15 protein-coding genes are annotated in these 16,850 nt (G+C 44.1%); 9 read left to right on the forward strand and 6 right to left on the reverse strand.

Going from position 1 to position 16,850, the window contains the following annotated elements; all coding sequences use genetic code 11:
• Nucleotides 1-2 precede the first annotated feature (2 nt).
• Genes hemX through hemC form a run of 3 tightly spaced genes read right to left on the reverse strand, consistent with a single transcriptional unit; the run spans nucleotide 3 to nucleotide 2,937 of the window.
• Nucleotides 3-1,238, reverse strand: coding sequence for a uroporphyrinogen-III C-methyltransferase (gene hemX / locus Xvie_RS02460; protein ID WP_086107798.1), 1,236 nt, complete (start codon nucleotides 1,236-1,238; stop codon nucleotides 3-5).
• A 20-nt stretch (nucleotides 1,239-1,258) separates the two neighbouring features.
• The gene (gene hemD / locus Xvie_RS02465) at nucleotides 1,259-1,999 is read right to left on the reverse strand and encodes a uroporphyrinogen-III synthase (protein WP_086107799.1); all 741 of its coding nucleotides are present in this window, start codon (nucleotides 1,997-1,999) and stop codon (nucleotides 1,259-1,261) included.
• Nucleotides 1,996-2,937 (reverse strand): hydroxymethylbilane synthase, encoded by a 942-nt coding sequence (hemC, locus tag Xvie_RS02470; RefSeq protein WP_086107800.1) that lies wholly within the window; start codon nucleotides 2,935-2,937, stop codon nucleotides 1,996-1,998. Before hemC ends, hemD begins: the two co-directional genes overlap by 4 nt.
• A gap of 718 nt (nucleotides 2,938-3,655) precedes the next feature.
• On the opposite strand from hemC, the gene Xvie_RS02475 reads away from it, so the two are divergent.
• On the forward strand, nucleotides 3,656-6,268 hold the full coding sequence (locus Xvie_RS02475) for a class I adenylate cyclase (protein ID WP_086107801.1): 2,613 nt from the start codon (nucleotides 3,656-3,658) through the stop codon (nucleotides 6,266-6,268).
• Between the two features lie 390 nt (nucleotides 6,269-6,658).
• Here the strand turns inward: Xvie_RS02475 and cyaY are convergent, their stop codons facing one another.
• On the reverse strand, nucleotides 6,659-6,979 hold the full coding sequence (gene cyaY / locus Xvie_RS02480) for an iron donor protein CyaY (RefSeq protein ID WP_086107802.1): 321 nt from the start codon (nucleotides 6,977-6,979) through the stop codon (nucleotides 6,659-6,661).
• Nucleotides 6,980-7,057: 78 nt separating this feature from the next.
• Here cyaY and lptM point away from each other — a divergent pair, with 78 nt between their 5' ends.
• The 7 genes from lptM to corA all read left to right on the forward strand — a co-directional run bounded on the left by lptM (nucleotide 7,058) and on the right by corA (nucleotide 13,774).
• On the forward strand, nucleotides 7,058-7,255 hold the full coding sequence (gene lptM / locus Xvie_RS02485; RefSeq protein WP_086107803.1) for an LPS translocon maturation chaperone LptM: 198 nt from the start codon (nucleotides 7,058-7,060) through the stop codon (nucleotides 7,253-7,255).
• A 40-nt stretch (nucleotides 7,256-7,295) separates the two neighbouring features.
• Nucleotides 7,296-8,120, forward strand: coding sequence for a diaminopimelate epimerase (dapF, locus tag Xvie_RS02490; protein WP_086107804.1), 825 nt, complete (start codon nucleotides 7,296-7,298; stop codon nucleotides 8,118-8,120).
• A 49-nt stretch (nucleotides 8,121-8,169) separates the two neighbouring features.
• Nucleotides 8,170-8,874, forward strand: a complete 705-nt coding sequence (locus Xvie_RS02495) for a DUF484 domain-containing protein (RefSeq protein ID WP_167376222.1) — start codon at nucleotides 8,170-8,172, stop codon at nucleotides 8,872-8,874.
• On the forward strand, nucleotides 8,871-9,785 hold the full coding sequence (gene xerC, locus Xvie_RS02500) for a tyrosine recombinase XerC (RefSeq protein WP_086107806.1): 915 nt from the start codon (nucleotides 8,871-8,873) through the stop codon (nucleotides 9,783-9,785). Before Xvie_RS02495 ends, xerC begins: the two co-directional genes overlap by 4 nt.
• Complete coding sequence (gene yigB / locus Xvie_RS02505; RefSeq protein WP_086107807.1) at nucleotides 9,785-10,501, forward strand: 5-amino-6-(5-phospho-D-ribitylamino)uracil phosphatase YigB; 717 nt, start codon at nucleotides 9,785-9,787, stop codon at nucleotides 10,499-10,501. The genes xerC and yigB overlap by 1 nt, the downstream gene beginning before the upstream one ends.
• Nucleotides 10,502-10,569: 68 nt before the next feature.
• Nucleotides 10,570-12,735: a DNA helicase II gene (gene uvrD / locus Xvie_RS02510; protein WP_479688388.1), complete on the forward strand. Its 2,166-nt coding sequence runs from the start codon at nucleotides 10,570-10,572 to the stop codon at nucleotides 12,733-12,735.
• Nucleotides 12,736-12,823: 88 nt separating this feature from the next.
• A complete protein-coding gene (corA, locus tag Xvie_RS02515) occupies nucleotides 12,824-13,774 on the forward strand; it encodes a magnesium/cobalt transporter CorA (protein WP_086107809.1) in 951 nt (316 codons plus the stop codon).
• 101 nt (nucleotides 13,775-13,875) lie between these two features.
• On the opposite strand, the gene rarD is transcribed toward corA, so the two are convergent.
• Both rarD and Xvie_RS02525 read right to left on the reverse strand, forming a co-directional pair.
• A complete protein-coding gene (gene rarD, locus Xvie_RS02520; RefSeq protein ID WP_086107810.1) occupies nucleotides 13,876-14,790 on the reverse strand; it encodes an EamA family transporter RarD in 915 nt (304 codons plus the stop codon).
• Nucleotides 14,791-15,280: 490 nt separating this feature from the next.
• Nucleotides 15,281-15,766: a thioesterase family protein gene (locus tag Xvie_RS02525; protein WP_086107811.1), complete on the reverse strand. Its 486-nt coding sequence runs from the start codon at nucleotides 15,764-15,766 to the stop codon at nucleotides 15,281-15,283.
• Nucleotides 15,767-15,987: 221 nt separating this feature from the next.
• Between Xvie_RS02525 and pldA the strand changes: the two genes are divergently transcribed.
• Nucleotides 15,988-16,848 carry a phospholipase A gene (gene pldA / locus Xvie_RS02530; protein WP_086107812.1) on the forward strand — a complete coding sequence of 287 codons (861 nt, stop codon included), beginning with the start codon at nucleotides 15,988-15,990 and terminating at the stop codon, nucleotides 16,846-16,848.
• The last annotated feature ends 2 nt before the right edge of the window (nucleotides 16,849-16,850 follow it).

A 16,850-nucleotide genomic window follows, 5' to 3' on the forward strand; every position in this document is an offset into this window, starting at 1 on the left:
GTTCAGATCTCCTCAGTGGATGTTTTTACCTGATTGGCGGGGTCAATTGTTTTCGACAGTGATTGCGCTTCAGGCTGAGTTTCTGGTTGGGTGCTGGTTTGTGATTGCTTGGAATTAGGCAATTGTTTGGAATCAGGTGATTGTACGGAATGCGGTAAATTGTAGATACGCTTGCGTACCAGTTCTACCAATATTGGTTGGCTGCTCAGTTGTTCAGGCACATCAATAGAGAGTGGCCTCTTTTGCAGTGAATTAACATTTTTTAAAAAGTTTTCTGCATCCGGGTTAGAGGTATCAAAATAATCCTTCACCCAAGTTTGAATATCTGCTAATGCGCTCTGATAAATTTTAACCTGATGGCGGGGAACCGCCTGCGCAGCAATCAGCAGCTTGGAACGAATGTTTTCGCGAAGATAAACGCCCTGGTTGGGTGCCAACAGTGGCGCTTTGCTGTTATCACGCGGAGTAATGGTAATGAAGTTGTCCATAAAACTGTGCCAGCTATTGCGCAGGTTTTGACTCCAATCAGAAAGTGAAGCCGTAATTTCATGTTTGTCTGTGTTCTGTAATGCGGCTTGTTCTACTTTATTGGCAAGGTGCAAGCTATCGACTTGGTTTGATAGTTGATTCAACATCAAGATAATGCCATCTAAATCAATTTGTTTGATTTTGGATAGAGAATCAATATCTACTGTGATAGCTTCACGGGCATAGAGCAGGCTGGGATCATCCATTTCAGCAAGATTCTGGTCAGCATCTTTCAATAAGGCGATAGCTGTGGTGATATCCTGTTCGCTCCATATTTTTCGGCCAGCCATTTTGACGAGTGAACTTGCCTGTGCCAGCCGCCAGTTTTCGATATCAGTATTTGAAAATGCAGCAACACGGTTTTGAAGCTCATCCATGCGGCTATCTAACTGTTGGCCTTGTGAGCTGGCTTGTTGTAAGGAAGCCTCCATATTTTGGAGTTTGGTATCAAGACTTTGTTGATTGGCAGATTGCTGTTGTGTCAGAGAGGCAACTTCTTGTTGAAGAGCGAGATTTTCAGCCTTTAATGCTGCATTCTGCTGTTGACCATGATAGTAAATATAAAGACCACCAACACCTATCGCCAGAGAAATGGCAATTGAAAGCGTATTGCCTACCCATCCATAACTCTTGGGTTTATGGGGAGGCGTTGCAGGCTGCTGAGGTTGTTTTGTCTCAACCGCATCGGTGGATTGCTTTTGTTCCGTCATAATGGGCATCCCGTATTAATTTATTCCAGCGCCTGGATTAAGGCGTCATTATCTGCACTCTTAGCTACTTTTATTGTTTGCCAGCCCAATGTCTGGGCGATATTAGCAAGGCGTTCGCTGACCACAATCAGGTCGCAGCCCAATAACCACGCTTTTCCATCGCTATCAGTGACTAAGTTATATAGCAGTTGCAACATTTCGCCACTTGTTACAACGATGGTTTTTATATCACATTGTTGCCAGTGGTGGCTGAAATCGGCTGTATTGTATTTGACTGGCTGGCGTGAATAACATTCACAGTAATCTACTTCACTTCCACGTATTCTCAATGTTGAGGCAATTACTTCGCGGCCACCGTTGCCTCGGAGCAATAAAATTTTTTTATTGTCCATTTTCTGTAACGTGGGGAGTTGCAGTAGATCTTCACTGGTCTCACCTTGCTCAGAGTAGAGGATTTTCAGTCCTGTGTATTGGTGAAACATCAAGGAAGTTGACTTACCGATACCATAATAAGATAGCTGATCAGGCCATGACTGGCCTTCTTGAGTAAGCTGCTTATTCGCATAATGGACGGCATTTTTTGATAATAGAAAAACTAGATCACCCGCAGATAGCCATTGTAGTTTTTGTGACAGTAATGGCAAATCTGCCCCCGGGTGAATTTCGATGAGTGGGGCGCTGAAAGCTGATTTTCCAATAGCTCGCAGCCGCTTGACCAATTCTTCTCCTGCGGGGGCTGGGCGGGTGATCAAAATGCTCATTCCGGTGAATTCCTCTGGTATACGCTAGCCAAAATCTGGCGTGCGCCTTTCCTCAATAATTCTTCCGCCAATGCAATACCAGCTTGATAGGCCTCTTCTGGTGATACCACTCTTTCACCACGCACGATTACCGTACCATCAGGGGCACCAACCAGCGCACGCAACCAAATGTTATCTTCCTGCCAGATAGCATAACTGCCAATCGGTACCTGACAACCTCCTTCAAGACGAGTATTCATGGCTCGTTCAGCAAAAACGCAAACTTCTGTTCTTGCATGATTCAAGGGTGACAGCAGCTCACGGGTTTGATGATCATCAAGCCGGCACTCAATACCTACAGCCCCTTGACCGACGGCTGGTAGTAATAACTCTGGTTCTAATGACATACGAATGCGTTTTTCCAACCCGAGCCGTTTCAGGCCAGCCGTTGCAAGAATGATGGCATCATAATCGCCATTATCAAGCTTGCTCAGACGGGTACCGACATTACCGCGCAAGTCGCTAACCATAAGATCAGGACGTAGCTGACGGATTTGGCACTGGCGGCGTAAACTGGATGTGCCAACTACACTGCCAGCGGGTAGGTCATCAAGCGAGGCGTATTCTACTGAAACAAAAGCATCCCGTGGATCATCGCGTTCGCAGATTGTGACCAACCCCAAACCATCAGGAAATTCGACGGGGACATCTTTCATGGAATGGACGGCAATATCAGCTCGTTTTTCAAGCAGTGCCAGCTCCAATTCCTTCACAAACAGTCCCTTGCCTCCCACCTTTGCCAATGGTGTATCAAGGATAATATCGCCGCGTGTAACCATTGGAACCAGCTCTATTTGCAGATCCGGATGAAAGTGTTTCAGTTGTTTTTGAACATATTGAGCTTGCCACATAGCCAGCGGGCTTTGGCGGGTAGCGATGCGAATGATTTTCATTGTCATAAATAAGTGTATTAAATAATCGTATTAACTAATGGTTTCTAATCCTGCTTCTTTTCAATTTGTTGCTTTACTGATTGCTACGCAACTTGACGTTGATTGGAAGTAGTGTTTTTTTAGCCACCAGTTAGTCACCAATTAATGAAAAATAGTGTCAGTTTTAACACTTCGGTGATTTTTTTTCCAGTTACGAAAAAGCCAGAAAAATCGGAATAGTATATGGATATACAGACAATAAAATAAAAATAATTTTAAATATTAAAATAATATTTCATTAAACGGAGGCGATGAACAAAGATATTGATTTAAAAGAAAATTGATATTTATGTTTAGCTTTATGATAAAAAAGTTTAGAAGTGTTTCAATAATAGGTCATTAAATTATTATTTGATTTCATATTTATGAAAGATTGATTTATTTACAATGCATTACATCAAGATATATAAAAAATAACCAGCTATAATAGTTATTCTTAAAACATATTATTGTTCTTATTTTGTGATTAACTTAATGTTTTTAAAGCATTTAATTGTAATTGCACGGTTGCGGGATAAGAGAAAAAGTGTTAATGCGTACTTTACGCTTTGACTGCAAGGTGTTAGATTGATCACGTTTCCGACAAATAAGTTTATAAAAATAATTTTAAATAATCTTGTATTACCACGCATGAGCGGAAACAGGGGACTACTTTAGGCACTGGAACTGATATCAGGCGAAACTCTTGTATCTCTATATTGAAACGCTGAAGCAGCGACTGGATGCAATTAACCAACTTAGATTAGAACGCGCCACCAGCTTAATGGGGAGCGCTTTCAAGCAAGTTTATAGTTTAATTCCAGTATTATTGCATTATCACCATCCAATGATGCCGGGCCATATCAAAAGCGACGTTCCTCATGGTGTTTGCTTTTTTATGCCTGATGAATCACAACAGTTTTGGATTAATGATTTGGACAGTCATCTTATTGGTGGCTTATCAGATGTATCGTCACATACGCCCAATGGTGAATTGCCGATTACGGGGATTTATTCCATGGGCAGTACCTCTTCTATAGGGCAAAGTTGCTCCTCTGACGTAGATATTTGGGTTTGCCATCAATCTTGGCTGGATAGCGATGAAAAAACCTTGCTGGAGCAAAAATGTGCCTTGATAGAACAGTGGGCAGCTTCACTGGGAATTGAAGTTACCTTTTTTCTGATTGATGAGAACCGCTTCCGGCATAATGCCAGCGGTAGTTTGAACGGTGAAGACTGCGGTTCAACCCAACATATTCTTCTACTTGATGAATTCTATCGCACTGCGGTCTGCATGGCGGGTAAACGCTTGCTATGGACAATGGTTCCAGTGGAAGAAGAAGCACATTATGATGAATATGTCCTTTCTCTCTATGCCCAAGGCGTGTTAACGCCAAATGAGTGGTTGGATCTGGGCGGCTTGGGCGAATTGTCCGCAGAAGAGTATTTTGGTGCGAGTCTCTGGCAACTTTACAAGAGTGTGGACTCTCCTTATAAGGCAGTATTGAAAAGCCTGCTGTTGGAAGCTTATTCATGGGAATACCCCAATGGAAAACTTCTGGCGATGGAAATGAAGCAATATTTTCATGATGGCGCGATTGTTTCCTTTGGTCTCGATGCCTATAGCATGATGCTGGAGCGTGTAACTCGCTATCTTACTGCCACGAACGATCTTACGCGCCTTGATTTGGCGCGCCGTTGTTTTTACCTCAAAGTATGTGAGAAATTACTGGAAAGCCAAGATGACAAAGGTTGTATAGGATGGCGTCGTCAGGTTATATCCCAATTGGTGTGTGAATGGGGCTGGGATGACAGTAAATTGGCCATGCTGGATAATCGTAACTCATGGAAAATTGAGCAGGTGCGTGATGCCCATAATGAATTGCTTGATACCATGATGCAGAGTTATCGCAACCTAATCCGTTTTGCCCGCCGCAATAATTTAAGTGTGAGTGCCAGTCCGCAAGATATTGGTGTATTGACACGTAAATTGTATGCGGCTTTTGAAGCATTGCCCGGTAAAGTGACTTTGGTGAATCCTCAGATATCCCCTGATCTGTCAGAAAAGGATTTGACCTTCATTTATGTTCCTCCGGGGAGAGCAAACCGCAGTGGTTGGTATCTTTACAATTATGCTCCGACGATCGAATCCATCGTTGGTCATCAACCACTGGAATACAACCGTTACCTGAATAAATTAGTTTCCTGGACCTATTTTAATGGTTTGCTGACCAAAGAAACCCGGCTTCATATGCATCATGGGAAGTCTCAGTGTGACGGGCCGAAACTGTGTGATTTGGTGGATGACATTGCCACTCATTTCTCGATCCGTTTACCTGCACCCACACCAAAAGCGTTATACAGTCCTTGTGAAATCCGCCACTTGGCTCTCATTGTCAATTTAGAGCAAGATCCAACAGCTGCATTTTCCGAGCAAGCTGTGCGCTTTGATTTAAGAAACCTGAATGTTTTCAGTTTTGGTGAGTCGCAAAAATGTCTGGTAGGTAGCATCGATTTGCTTTACCGCAATTCATGGAACGAAGTGAGAACATTACATTTCAGTGGCGAACAATCGGTACTGGAAGCATTGAAGACCATATTGGGCAAAATGCATCAAGATGCAGCGCCACCATCTGCCGTTGAAGTATTCTGTTATAGCGAACATTTGTGTGGATTGATCCGTACACGTATCCAGCAATTAGTTTCGGAATGTATAGAGTTACGCCTGTCCAGTAATCGGCAAGATCCAAATCGTTTCAAGGCGCTACGGATTTCAGGGCAAACTTGGGGATTATTTTTCGAACGGTTAAACGTTTCGGTACAAAAATTGGAAAACGCAGTGGAATTTTATGGTGCTATTTCCAATACCAAATTGCATGGTTTGCCTGTCAAAATTGATACCAAAGAAAAACACTTACCACCTGTAATAGATGGCTTTGCTTGTGAGGGAATTATTCAGTTTTTTTTCGAGGATATCGAAGAGAAACAAGGTTTCAATATTTATATTCTTGATGAATCAAACCGGGTGGAAATTTATTCTCATTGCGAAGGTAGCAAAGAAGAGTTAGTACAAGATATCAGCCGTTTTTATTCATCATCGCATGATCGTTTTACTTATGGCTCCAGTTTTATCAACTTCAACCTGCCACAATTCTATCAAATCGTTAAGAAAGGTGAACGCACCCATGTTGCTCCATTTGTAGATGGTATTTTCCCATTGGATGATATAGAAGTTAATGGCTCAAGGCACCATTCTGATAAGCAACCTGATGAAACTTGTGGGGCGCATGACCCTTATCGTTCGCTATATCATTATTGATATACCCTGCGTCTTTCAAGTTGCCTCTTTGTTGGCTGCGCTCGCTCAGCACGGTCACATAGTTATCTATGCTCTCAGGGATTCGCTCCCTTGCCGCCGCGACGCACCTTGAAATCCATTGGGTACAGTTAAAATACCAAGCACAGCTTAGAACAATATATTAAATGCCCAACCGTCAAGTAGAACGCTTGCTATTCTTTAAATTTTTAGCCTGATTTTATTATCATATATATTTTTTAGGCAGACTAAACTCTACATATTCTGCTCATATTGCTCATTTTCTGGATAATACATTGGTGATTTCGTGTTTTTCCCAGTACTTTCAGCGCCTATTTTATTAGGCGCTTATTTCCACTGGGTAATTGTTTTTATAAGGTGTGTAAAAGATAGTCACGAAAACTGGAATGATTCACCGCTCTGCTCAGTAATGGCTTGTGCCAGCATGGAGATAAAATCATTACCGCTGCGGTCACAAATCCACTGACTATCCCGATAATCAAAATGGTAACCACCACTTTTGGTTGCCAGCCATATCTGATGGAAAGGCTCTTGGCGGTTGATAATGATTTTGCTGCCGTTTTCAAAACTCAGTGTCATCACACCACCGTTTGTTTCATAGTCAATATCCGAATCCCCATCGTAATTATCCAGTTGCTCTTCAAGATGAAGCATCAATTGATCGGCCAATTGATGAAATTCGCTATCGTTCATGTTTATTTCCTATTTGCTTTTCAGGGCCTAGCTGCGATTATAGAGAGTATTGGCGCATGAATCACAGGCATTAATATAATGAAAAAACAACTCCGTTGGTCACTGGCTATCATAACATTACTTTCTCTGGCTGGTTGTGGCTTGAAAGGACCTCTCTATTTTCCCCCCGTGGAAACATCTGCGACACAGGCACCTATGCAAAAAGCGGATAAGGCGCAGCCAGAAAAATTGTCAAAAAACAGCTTATTAAAAGACAATATATCAATGGATGCTTAATGATAGTGATTCGGTAATATGATTTCTCTCGGAGTCGTATATGCAGTTCTCCAAAATGCATGGTCTTGGCAATGATTTTATGGTCGTTGATGCAGTGACCCAAAATGTTTATTTTTCTCCAGAGTTAATTTGCCGTCTGGCTAACCGTAATACTGGGGTGGGTTTTGATCAGCTTTTGATCGTTGAAGCGCCTTATGATCCTGACTTAGACTTTCACTACCGCATTTTTAATGCTGATGGCAGTGAAGTTTCTCAGTGTGGTAATGGAGCGCGTTGCTTTGCCCGTTTTGTCCGCCTCAAGGGGCTGACTAATAAACGTGATATCAAGGTCAGTACGCAGTCAGGCCGGATAGTATTGAGCATCACAAATGATGATCAAGTCTGTGTGAACATGGGAGAGCCGGACTTTGAGCCGCAGCATGTTCCCTTTCGTGCCAATAAGGCTGAAAAAACCTACATTATCCGTGCCATTGAACGCACGGTGCTTTGTGGTGTTGTGTCGATGGGAAACCCTCACTGTGTCATACAAGTTGAGGATGTAGGCACCGCCGAAGTGGAAGTATTGGGACCAGTGCTGGAAAGTCATGAACGTTTTCCTGAACGGGTCAATGTTGGTTTCATGCAGGTAATGAATCGGGGACATATTCGGTTGCGTGTCTTTGAGCGTGGCGCAGGTGAGACACAAGCCTGTGGCAGTGGTGCATGTGCTGCGGTCGCAGTCGGTATTCAGCAGAATCTGTTGGATAATCAGGTTCGGGTCGATCTTCCAGGTGGTACTTTGCAAATTCGCTGGGATGGGCCGGATAAACCACTTTTTATGACTGGGCCTGCAACCCACGTTTATGATGGTACGATTCATTTGTGATTGATTCTGTGTTTACTGAGTCACTCTTGAAAATATGGGGCATTGGAAAATGGATGAAAAAAACGATCCATTGCACATCGAAAACAGATTTAATGACCAAGCGGTAGTGGATTATTTGTTGAATAATCCAGATTTTTTTATCCGTAATGCCAATATGGTCGACAAGATCAGGGTCCCCCATCCGGTACGGGAATGCGTCTCTCTGATGGAATGGCATATGAACCGCCAGAGGAACCGCATCTGTTATTTGGAAGACGATCTGAACCATTTGGTCGAACAGGCGAAACAGAATGAAGTGCTGTTCAGCAGCTTATTGCAATTGCTGTCAGATCTCTCTGGTGCCAATAGTTTGCAGGACTTTCTTTCCTGCCTGAGTTCATGGTCAAAAACACTTGGATTGAGTAACAGTTATATTCGGTTGTTCAGTGACAAATGGCATCTCGGCGCACCACTGAATTCGCCGGAGCTGGCTATTTCCCGTTATGCTTTTGAATCTGTCCGCATTAAACGATTTGGTGAAAAGAATCACTATCTTGGCCGATTGCACGGCCCAGAGATTTTATTGTTAATGCCACAGGCACGCCATGTTGGCTCAGTGGCAATTTCCCTTTTAGGATCGCAGGGAGATTTGGGTATGGTGATTTTCAATAGCCATGATAAACAGCATTATCATGAAGATATGGGAACTGACATTCTCGATCAATTGGCGAAGTTGTTACCGGGTTTATTGTCCCGTTGGATTGAACGCGCATGACTCATCCGATTGATTTACTGTTAGCGCCCGTAGAAAATTTTTTGCACTATTTGCGGGTTGAGCGACGTTTAAGCCCTGTCACGATCACTAACTATCGACGCCATTTGGCAGTATTGGCGAAAATGTCACTGGAAATGGGGATACGTGAATGGCAGGAACTGGAGCCAGCGAAAGTCAGAATGTTTGCCTCCCACAGTCGTCGGGCAGGGTTGCAATCCGCCAGCCTTGCCCTGCGTCTTTCTTCTTTACGTAGTTTTCTTGACTGGATGGTGATGCAAAATAAACTGGATGCCAATCCTGCTAAAACAGTCAGTGCCCCTCGTAAAAAACGCCACTTACCTAAAAATATGGATGTGGATGAAATCAGCCAACTGCTCAATATTAATTTGAATGATCCTCTGTCAGTGCGTGACAGAACTATGCTGGAAGTTATGTACGGCGCGGGTTTGCGTTTGTCTGAGCTAGTGGGTCTTGATTGTCGCCACTTAGATTTGGAAAGTGGGGATGTCTGGGTATATGGCAAGGGCAGCAAAGAGCGCAAGGTGCCGTTCGGTCGCATGGCTCAGGAATGGCTCCAGCGTTGGCTGGAAATGCGGGAATTGTTTGAGCCGGAAAGTGATGCGCTTTTTATTTCCACCAAGAGTGGAAAACGTATCTCTGCCCGCAATGTACAGAAACGATTTGAACAGTGGGGGATTCGGCAAGGCGTTAGCAGTCACATCAATCCCCATAAATTGCGTCACTCTTTTGCCACTCATATTCTGGAGTCCAGCGGTGATCTGCGTGCAGTGCAGGAATTGCTTGGTCATGCGAACTTGTCAACAACCCAGATCTACACCCATTTGGATTTCCAACACTTGACCAAAGTTTATGATGTGGCCCACCCCAGAGCCAAACGAGGGAAATCATAATGCGTTTTTATCGGCCTCTCGCGCCATTCGCTGCGATGACATTCGATCTGGATGATACGCTTTATGATAATCATCCTGTAATCGATAAAACCGAAAAAGAAGTGTTGTGTTTTATCAGGCAGTACGATGTCAGGTTCGGTCATTTTGGGCATGAAGATCTGTATTTATACCGTCAGGCCGTCCTTGAACGGGAGCCGGATATTTACCATGATGTTACATCATGGCGCCGACAATCCGCAGAACTCATGTTTACCCATCATGGTTTCAGTCATGAAGAGACAGCACGTGGCATGGATGAAATTATGTCTTGCTTTGCGTATTGGCGTAATCAAATTGCTGTTCCAGAATCTACCCACAATACCTTGGCCATATTGGCAAAAAAAATGCCGTTGGTGGCAATTACCAATGGGAACGCTGAACCTGCCGCATGTGGGCTTGCCCCTTATTTTGATTTTGTCTTGAAAGCGGGCATAGATGGGCGTTCCAAGCCTTGCCCTGATATGTACCATCTGGCGGCTGAGCGTTTGAACCTACCCACCAATCAGATCCTGCATGTAGGGGATAACCTGAATACGGATGTAGAAGGGGCACTTTGCAGCGGTATGCAGGCTTGTTGGCTCAATATCGAAAATAAAGACCTGATGCGGGAACCTGAAGGGCGTTTGGTTCCACATGTTGAGATTTCTGATTTGGCTTCTTTGATAGCACTGATATAATTTCAGTTAGTTATCTGTATAAAAAAACAGCTTGGTTTATTTATCCGAGCTAACAACTGATGGTAATTATGGACGTTTCTTATCTGCTCGAAAGCCTCAATGATAAACAGCGCGAAGCGGTCGCAGCATCCCGCAGTAATATGCTGGTGCTGGCGGGTGCCGGCAGTGGTAAAACGCGCGTGCTGGTTCACCGGATCGCTTGGTTACTGTCAGTTGAAAATGCCTCGCCGTTTTCCATCATGGCGGTTACGTTTACTAATAAAGCTGCGGCAGAGATGCGGCACCGCATTGAAAACCTGATTGGCACCAGTCAGGGGGGAATGTGGATCGGTACATTCCATAGCCTTGCTCACCGTTTGTTGCGCGCCCATCACCTTGATGCCAATTTACCGCAGGATTTTCAGATCCTTGATAGCGACGATCAGCACCGTCTCATCAAACGCATCGTCAAGGCAATGAATCTGGATGACAAGCAGTGGCCAGCCCGTCAGGGGATGTGGTACATCAATGGCAAAAAAGATGAAGGTTTGCGCCCACAGCACATTGAAAGTTATGGCAATCCGGTAGAAGCAACTTGGTTGAAAATCTATCAGGCCTATCAGGAAGCATGTGACCGGGCAGGATTGGTGGATTTTGCCGAATTGCTGTTACGCGCCCATGAACTTTGGCTGAATAAGCCACAGATCCTGCAACATTATCGTGAACGTTTCACGAATATACTGGTAGATGAATTTCAGGATACTAACAGTATTCAATACGCCTGGATTCGCCTGCTGGCTGGCGAGAGGGGCAAGGTCATGATTGTCGGGGATGATGATCAGTCCATTTATGGCTGGCGTGGTGCGCAGGTAGAAAATATCCAGCGCTTCCTCAAGGATTTTCCGGGGGCGGAGACTATCCGTCTGGAACAGAATTATCGCTCGACCAGCAATATCCTTAAGGCTGCAAATGCCCTGATTGCCCATAACAGTGATCGTTTGGGCAAAAATTTATGGACAGAAGGGAGTGATGGAGAGCCGATTTCACTTTATTGCGCCTTCAATGAGCTGGATGAATCCCGTTATGTTGTCGGTCGTATCAAGCATTGGCTGGATAATGGCGGTGCACTGAAAGAGTGTGCGATCTTGTATCGAAGCAATGCCCAATCTAGGGTCTTGGAAGAAGCCTTGTTGCAGGTTTCCATGCCTTACCGCATTTATGGTGGCCAGCGTTTCTTCGAACGTCAGGAAATCAAAGATGCCTTGTCCTATCTGCGATTGGTGGTAAACCGTCAAGATGATACTGCCTTTGAACGCGTGGTGAATACACCAACGCGCGGTATTGGTGACAGAACACTTGATGTTGTACGCCAAGTAGCGCGTGATCAGCAAAAAACCTTGTGGGAAAGTAGCCTATTATTGATACAAGAAAAAGTGTTGGCTGGTCGTGCGGCATCCGCATTGCAGCGCTTCATTGAATTGATTGAAGCGTTGGAAACTGAAACGCAGGAAATGCCATTGCATGTGCAGACCGATCGCATTATCCGTGATTCTGGTCTGTGGGCGATGTATCAACAAGAAAAAGGTGAAAAGGCGCAGGCGCGTATCGAAAACCTTGAAGAATTGGTCACCGCAACCCGCCAATTCAGCTATCAGGATGAAGATGAAAACCTGCTGCCATTGCAGGCCTTCCTCTCCCATGCAGCGCTTGAATCCGGGGAAGGGCAGGCGGATGCCTATCAGGATGCCGTGCAATTGATGACACTGCATTCAGCGAAAGGTCTGGAATTCCCGCAAGTCTTTATTGTAGGCATGGAAGAAGGCATGTTTCCGAGTCAGATGTCCATTGACGAAAGCGGCCGGTTGGAAGAAGAGCGGCGTTTGGCCTATGTTGGGGTTACCAGGGCGATGGAAAAACTGACGCTGACTTATGCCGAAAGCCGTCGCTTATATGGCAAGGAAGTGAATCATCGCCCATCTCGTTTTATTGGGGAACTACCGACGGAATGCGTGGCAGAAGTTCGTCTGAGAGCAACCGTATCCCGTCCGGTCAGTCACAAACGGCTGGGTACGCCCATCAGCGCCAGCGATAGTGGTTACGTACTTGGACAGCGTGTACGTCACCCCAAATTTGGTGAAGGGACGATTATCAATATAGAAGGCAGTGGGGAGCATTGCCGTTTGCAAATTGCGTTTCAAGGTGAAGGCATCAAGTGGCTGGTGGCCGCTTATGCCAGACTCGAAACGGGCCAATAATCCGGTCGAATGTTGACAGGCTTTTTCTTCTAAGCGTAACATTCGCGCCTTACGATAAACGTAGGGAGTATAAGGAGACTTATGGTACATGCTGAACGCATTTAAATTAGAGAATAATCGCCTGCTCCGTCTTGAACTTGAAGAAGGTGATAAGTTATCTGACTCTATGTGGGTAGATTTAGTTGGGCTGGGGGATAATGATCGCCTCCGGGTCCAGAATGAGCTGGGACAAGTTCTGGCGACCCGCACTGAATTAGATGACATTGAGGCATCGGCCCGTTTTTTTGAAGATGAAGATGGTATGCACGTCCACTCATTCTTCTACTTTGAAGATGCCGAAGACCATGCTGGCAACTCGACAGTCGCATTTACCATCCGTGACGGTCGTCTCTACACATTGCGAGAGCGTGAACTCCCTGCATTTCGATTATATCGAATGCGCGCCCGTAACCAGACGATGGTTGACGGGAATGCCTATGAACTGCTGCTGGACTTGTTCGAAACTAAAATCGAACAATTGGCTGATGTCATTGAAAACATTTATAGTGTGCTGGAATCCCTGAGCCGGGTCATTATGAAAGGCAAGCAGGGTGATGAGTTTGATTCTGCTTTGTCTAACCTTGCTGAGCAGGAAGATATTGGCTGGAAAGTCCGCTTGTGTTTGATGGATAGCCAACGTGCCCTGAACTTCCTTGTGCGTCGTGCCCGCTTGCCTGCCAATCAATTGGAACAGGCCCGCGAAATTCTGCGGGATATTGAATCCTTGCTGCCACACAATGAATCTCTGTTCCAGAAAGTGAATTTCTTAATGCAGGCGGCGATGGGCTTTATCAACATTGAACAGAGCCGCATTATCAAGATCTTCTCTGTTGTTTCTGTGGTATTCCTGCCACCGACGTTGGTAGCGTCCAGTTATGGTATGAACTTCAAATTTATGCCGGAATTGGACTGGACATTCGGCTATCCTGCCGCTATTGGATTGATGATAGCAGCAGGTTTGGCCCCTTATCTCTACTTCAAGCGGAAAAACTGGCTGTAGTCATTTCATCAGTTGTCAATAAAAACCACGTCCGATTTAATGGATAAACTGACCCGATTTATTAATAATGTTTTGGGTCAGTTCAAACAGATGAGAGCGATTTATCTCGTTTCGGGGTGTTTAGCTGCTTTACGCAAGCGGCGTTGAGTATAAAGCGCATCCAGCGTAAACAAAATCAATGCAGCCCAGATAAAGCCAAAAGTGATCAAACGCTCGGGTCCTATTTTCTCACCAAAAGCCAGTGTTGCCAGCAAAAACATCAGTGTTGGGCCAAGATACTGGAAGAAGCCCAGGGTGGACAAACGTAGATGTGCGGCTGCTGCGGTAAAGAGCAACAATGGCACAGTTGTAATAATACCGGCAGCAATCAGCATAAGATTCAAAGAATACGCATTGTCCAGCATATTGCTTGTCGGACTATGGGTAAAAAATAGTAGGTAAGTCAGAGCAACAGGGAACACCCAGATTGTCTCAATCAACATACCTGTTTGTGCATCCACTCCCAGTTTTTTGCGGATCAACCCATAGACGGCAAATGTCGTCGCTAAATACAAACCAACTACCGGTACAGAGCCAAAGTGCCATAGTTGGATCAGTACGCCAGTAAAGGCTAATCCTACGGCAATCCACTGCATACGACGGAAACGTTCACCAAGAAAAATCATGCCAAACAGCACACTTACCAGAGGGTTAATAAAATACCCCAGACTCGCTTCAAGCAGATGGTTATTATTAACCGCCCAAATATAAGTCAGCCAGTTACTGGTAATAGTGAAAGCAGTGATACCTAACAGCAGCAGAATTTTAGGTTGACGGACGACAGTCCAAACTTGACGCCAGTGACGAGTCACTATCAGCATCAGTACCATAAAAAAAACCGACCATATAACGCGGTGTGACACGATTTCATCGGGGGGCACATATTGTATGGCCTTGAAGTAGATAGGAGCCAATCCCCAAATGAGATAAGCCCCCAAGGCATACAGGATACCTTGGGTCGTATTTTGGTTAGTCATAATATCCTTGGATGTTTAGAGAGTGTTCAGAAAAAATCAGAGGAGCTTGTTAAGAAAATGATAGCTCATAAACCTATACAATGTGTCATTGGGATGAATGATTTACAAGTAGTTAATGGCATGAGTAATAAATTAAATTTTTTCACCCATTTAAATGGCGTTTTATGCTAAATTTTTATGATTAGGTGAATTAGTTGTCTGTATTTATACAGTCTGGTTCCTGTTTTATCTCAAATTTTGTATACACTGTGGAAGATTAAAAAATGAACATTTTGTGGGCGTTTTTGCCGATATTGTACTATAGGGAAGGCGAAGAGGGCTTCAATAAATTATAAACTCATGGTGGGGGTTAGAAATGGGGGGTTTGGCAGTTATCAGTATCAAATGAAAAGGGAATGTGTTTTGTTGGCACATTCCTTTATTTATTTTAAATTTGTATTTTGGGTATTGGTATTTGATGGATATTGTTGTTTGAAATTAATAAAGAATATTAACCAACCAAATAAGTCCCCATTGCACTGGCAATATGCACTTGTTTCTCATTATGCAATTCAATTCTGGCGACAGAAACTTTATTACCAGAGCGGATAATGTTGCAACTGGCGGTAAATACTTCACCACGTCCGGGCCTCAGGTAATCCACACGCAAATCAATAGTGCCCAATGTCGTGAGGCGTTTTTGGATCTCTGGGATTGTGAGCGTTTCAATTGCCGCCAGTGCGTTGCCTGCACAAACCAGCCCTCCTGCAACATCTAATATGGAAGCGATCGCACCACCGTGCAGAATTTTATGCACCATATTACCGACTAATTTTTCCTGATAGCGAAATTGCAGTTCTACATAGTCTTGTTCGAAGCGGAGCAATTCAAGACCCAACAGTTGGTTGAATGGCATATGATAAACAAAAACTTCACCAATAAATTTTCGGGCTTCTTCTGGCGTTAAGGTTGTGTCTGCTCGCTGTATATTTTCCATGGTGGATTTCCTGATAATGAAAAGTAAAGCCGACTGATATTAAATGGATATTTATAGTTAATAACTTGTTAAGTTTATGCTTTCGTTATCAACTTTGCCAGTCTGTGAAGTGCTTCGAAAAACAATTCATCGAAAAAAACAGACTACAAAAAATAATCATATAGTGTGTAGAATAAGCAGTAATTTTTTAGTTTGAAATTACCACCATAGGAAAACCAGAAATGCGCTTGTTATGGAATATACTGGTTATTATCGGTTTATTATCGCCATTGGCTCATGCAGCAAACAATCAGGTTGGTGAAGTGAGAGGGAGTGTGCTCTCGATGATGTTGGGCGAGCAAGATTCTGCGTTAATGCTCTATCCCTATGATACGAATTACATTATTTACACTTATGGCAACAAAGTTAATAAACCGGCGATTCATAGCTATGATTGGGCAGATCATGTCCGCAAAGATGAAGTCATTTTTCAGATAAGTTTCGGCTTTCCATTGTGGCGAGGAATTGCTGGAGAGAATTCGTTGCTTGGCGCCTCTTATACACAGCGTTCATGGTGGCAATTCAGTAATAAAACGGAATCGTCTCCGTTTCGTGAAACGAATTATGAACCGCAACTTTTTTTGGCATGGTTAACTGACTATGAATTTGCCGGCTGGCACTTGCGGGAAATTGAGGCAGGGTTGAACCATCAATCCAACGGGCGGCCAGAAGCGACTTCCCGTAGCTGGAACCGACTTTATGCGCGCATTATGGCTCAGAATGGCAATTGGCAGGTGGATTTTAAACCGTGGTATCGACTCCCCGAAAGCTCCCGTCATGATGATAACCCAGAGATGATCCGCTATATGGGGCATTACCGACTGAAAATTGGTTATATCTGGGGCGATAGTGTGTTTACCGCTCAAGGGCACTATAACTGGAACAATGGTTATGGTAGTGGAGAATTGGGGTGGAGTTATCCGATATCGAAACATGTTCGTGTATATACGCAACTTTTCTGCGGTTATGGCGAATCAATGATTGACTACAATTTCAAGCAGACCCGTTTTGGTATAGGTGTCATGCTGAATGATATGCTGTAACA

The sequence above is a fragment of the Xenorhabdus vietnamensis genome, assembly GCF_002127535.1.
Classification (GTDB): Bacteria; Pseudomonadota; Gammaproteobacteria; order Enterobacterales; family Enterobacteriaceae; genus Xenorhabdus; species Xenorhabdus vietnamensis.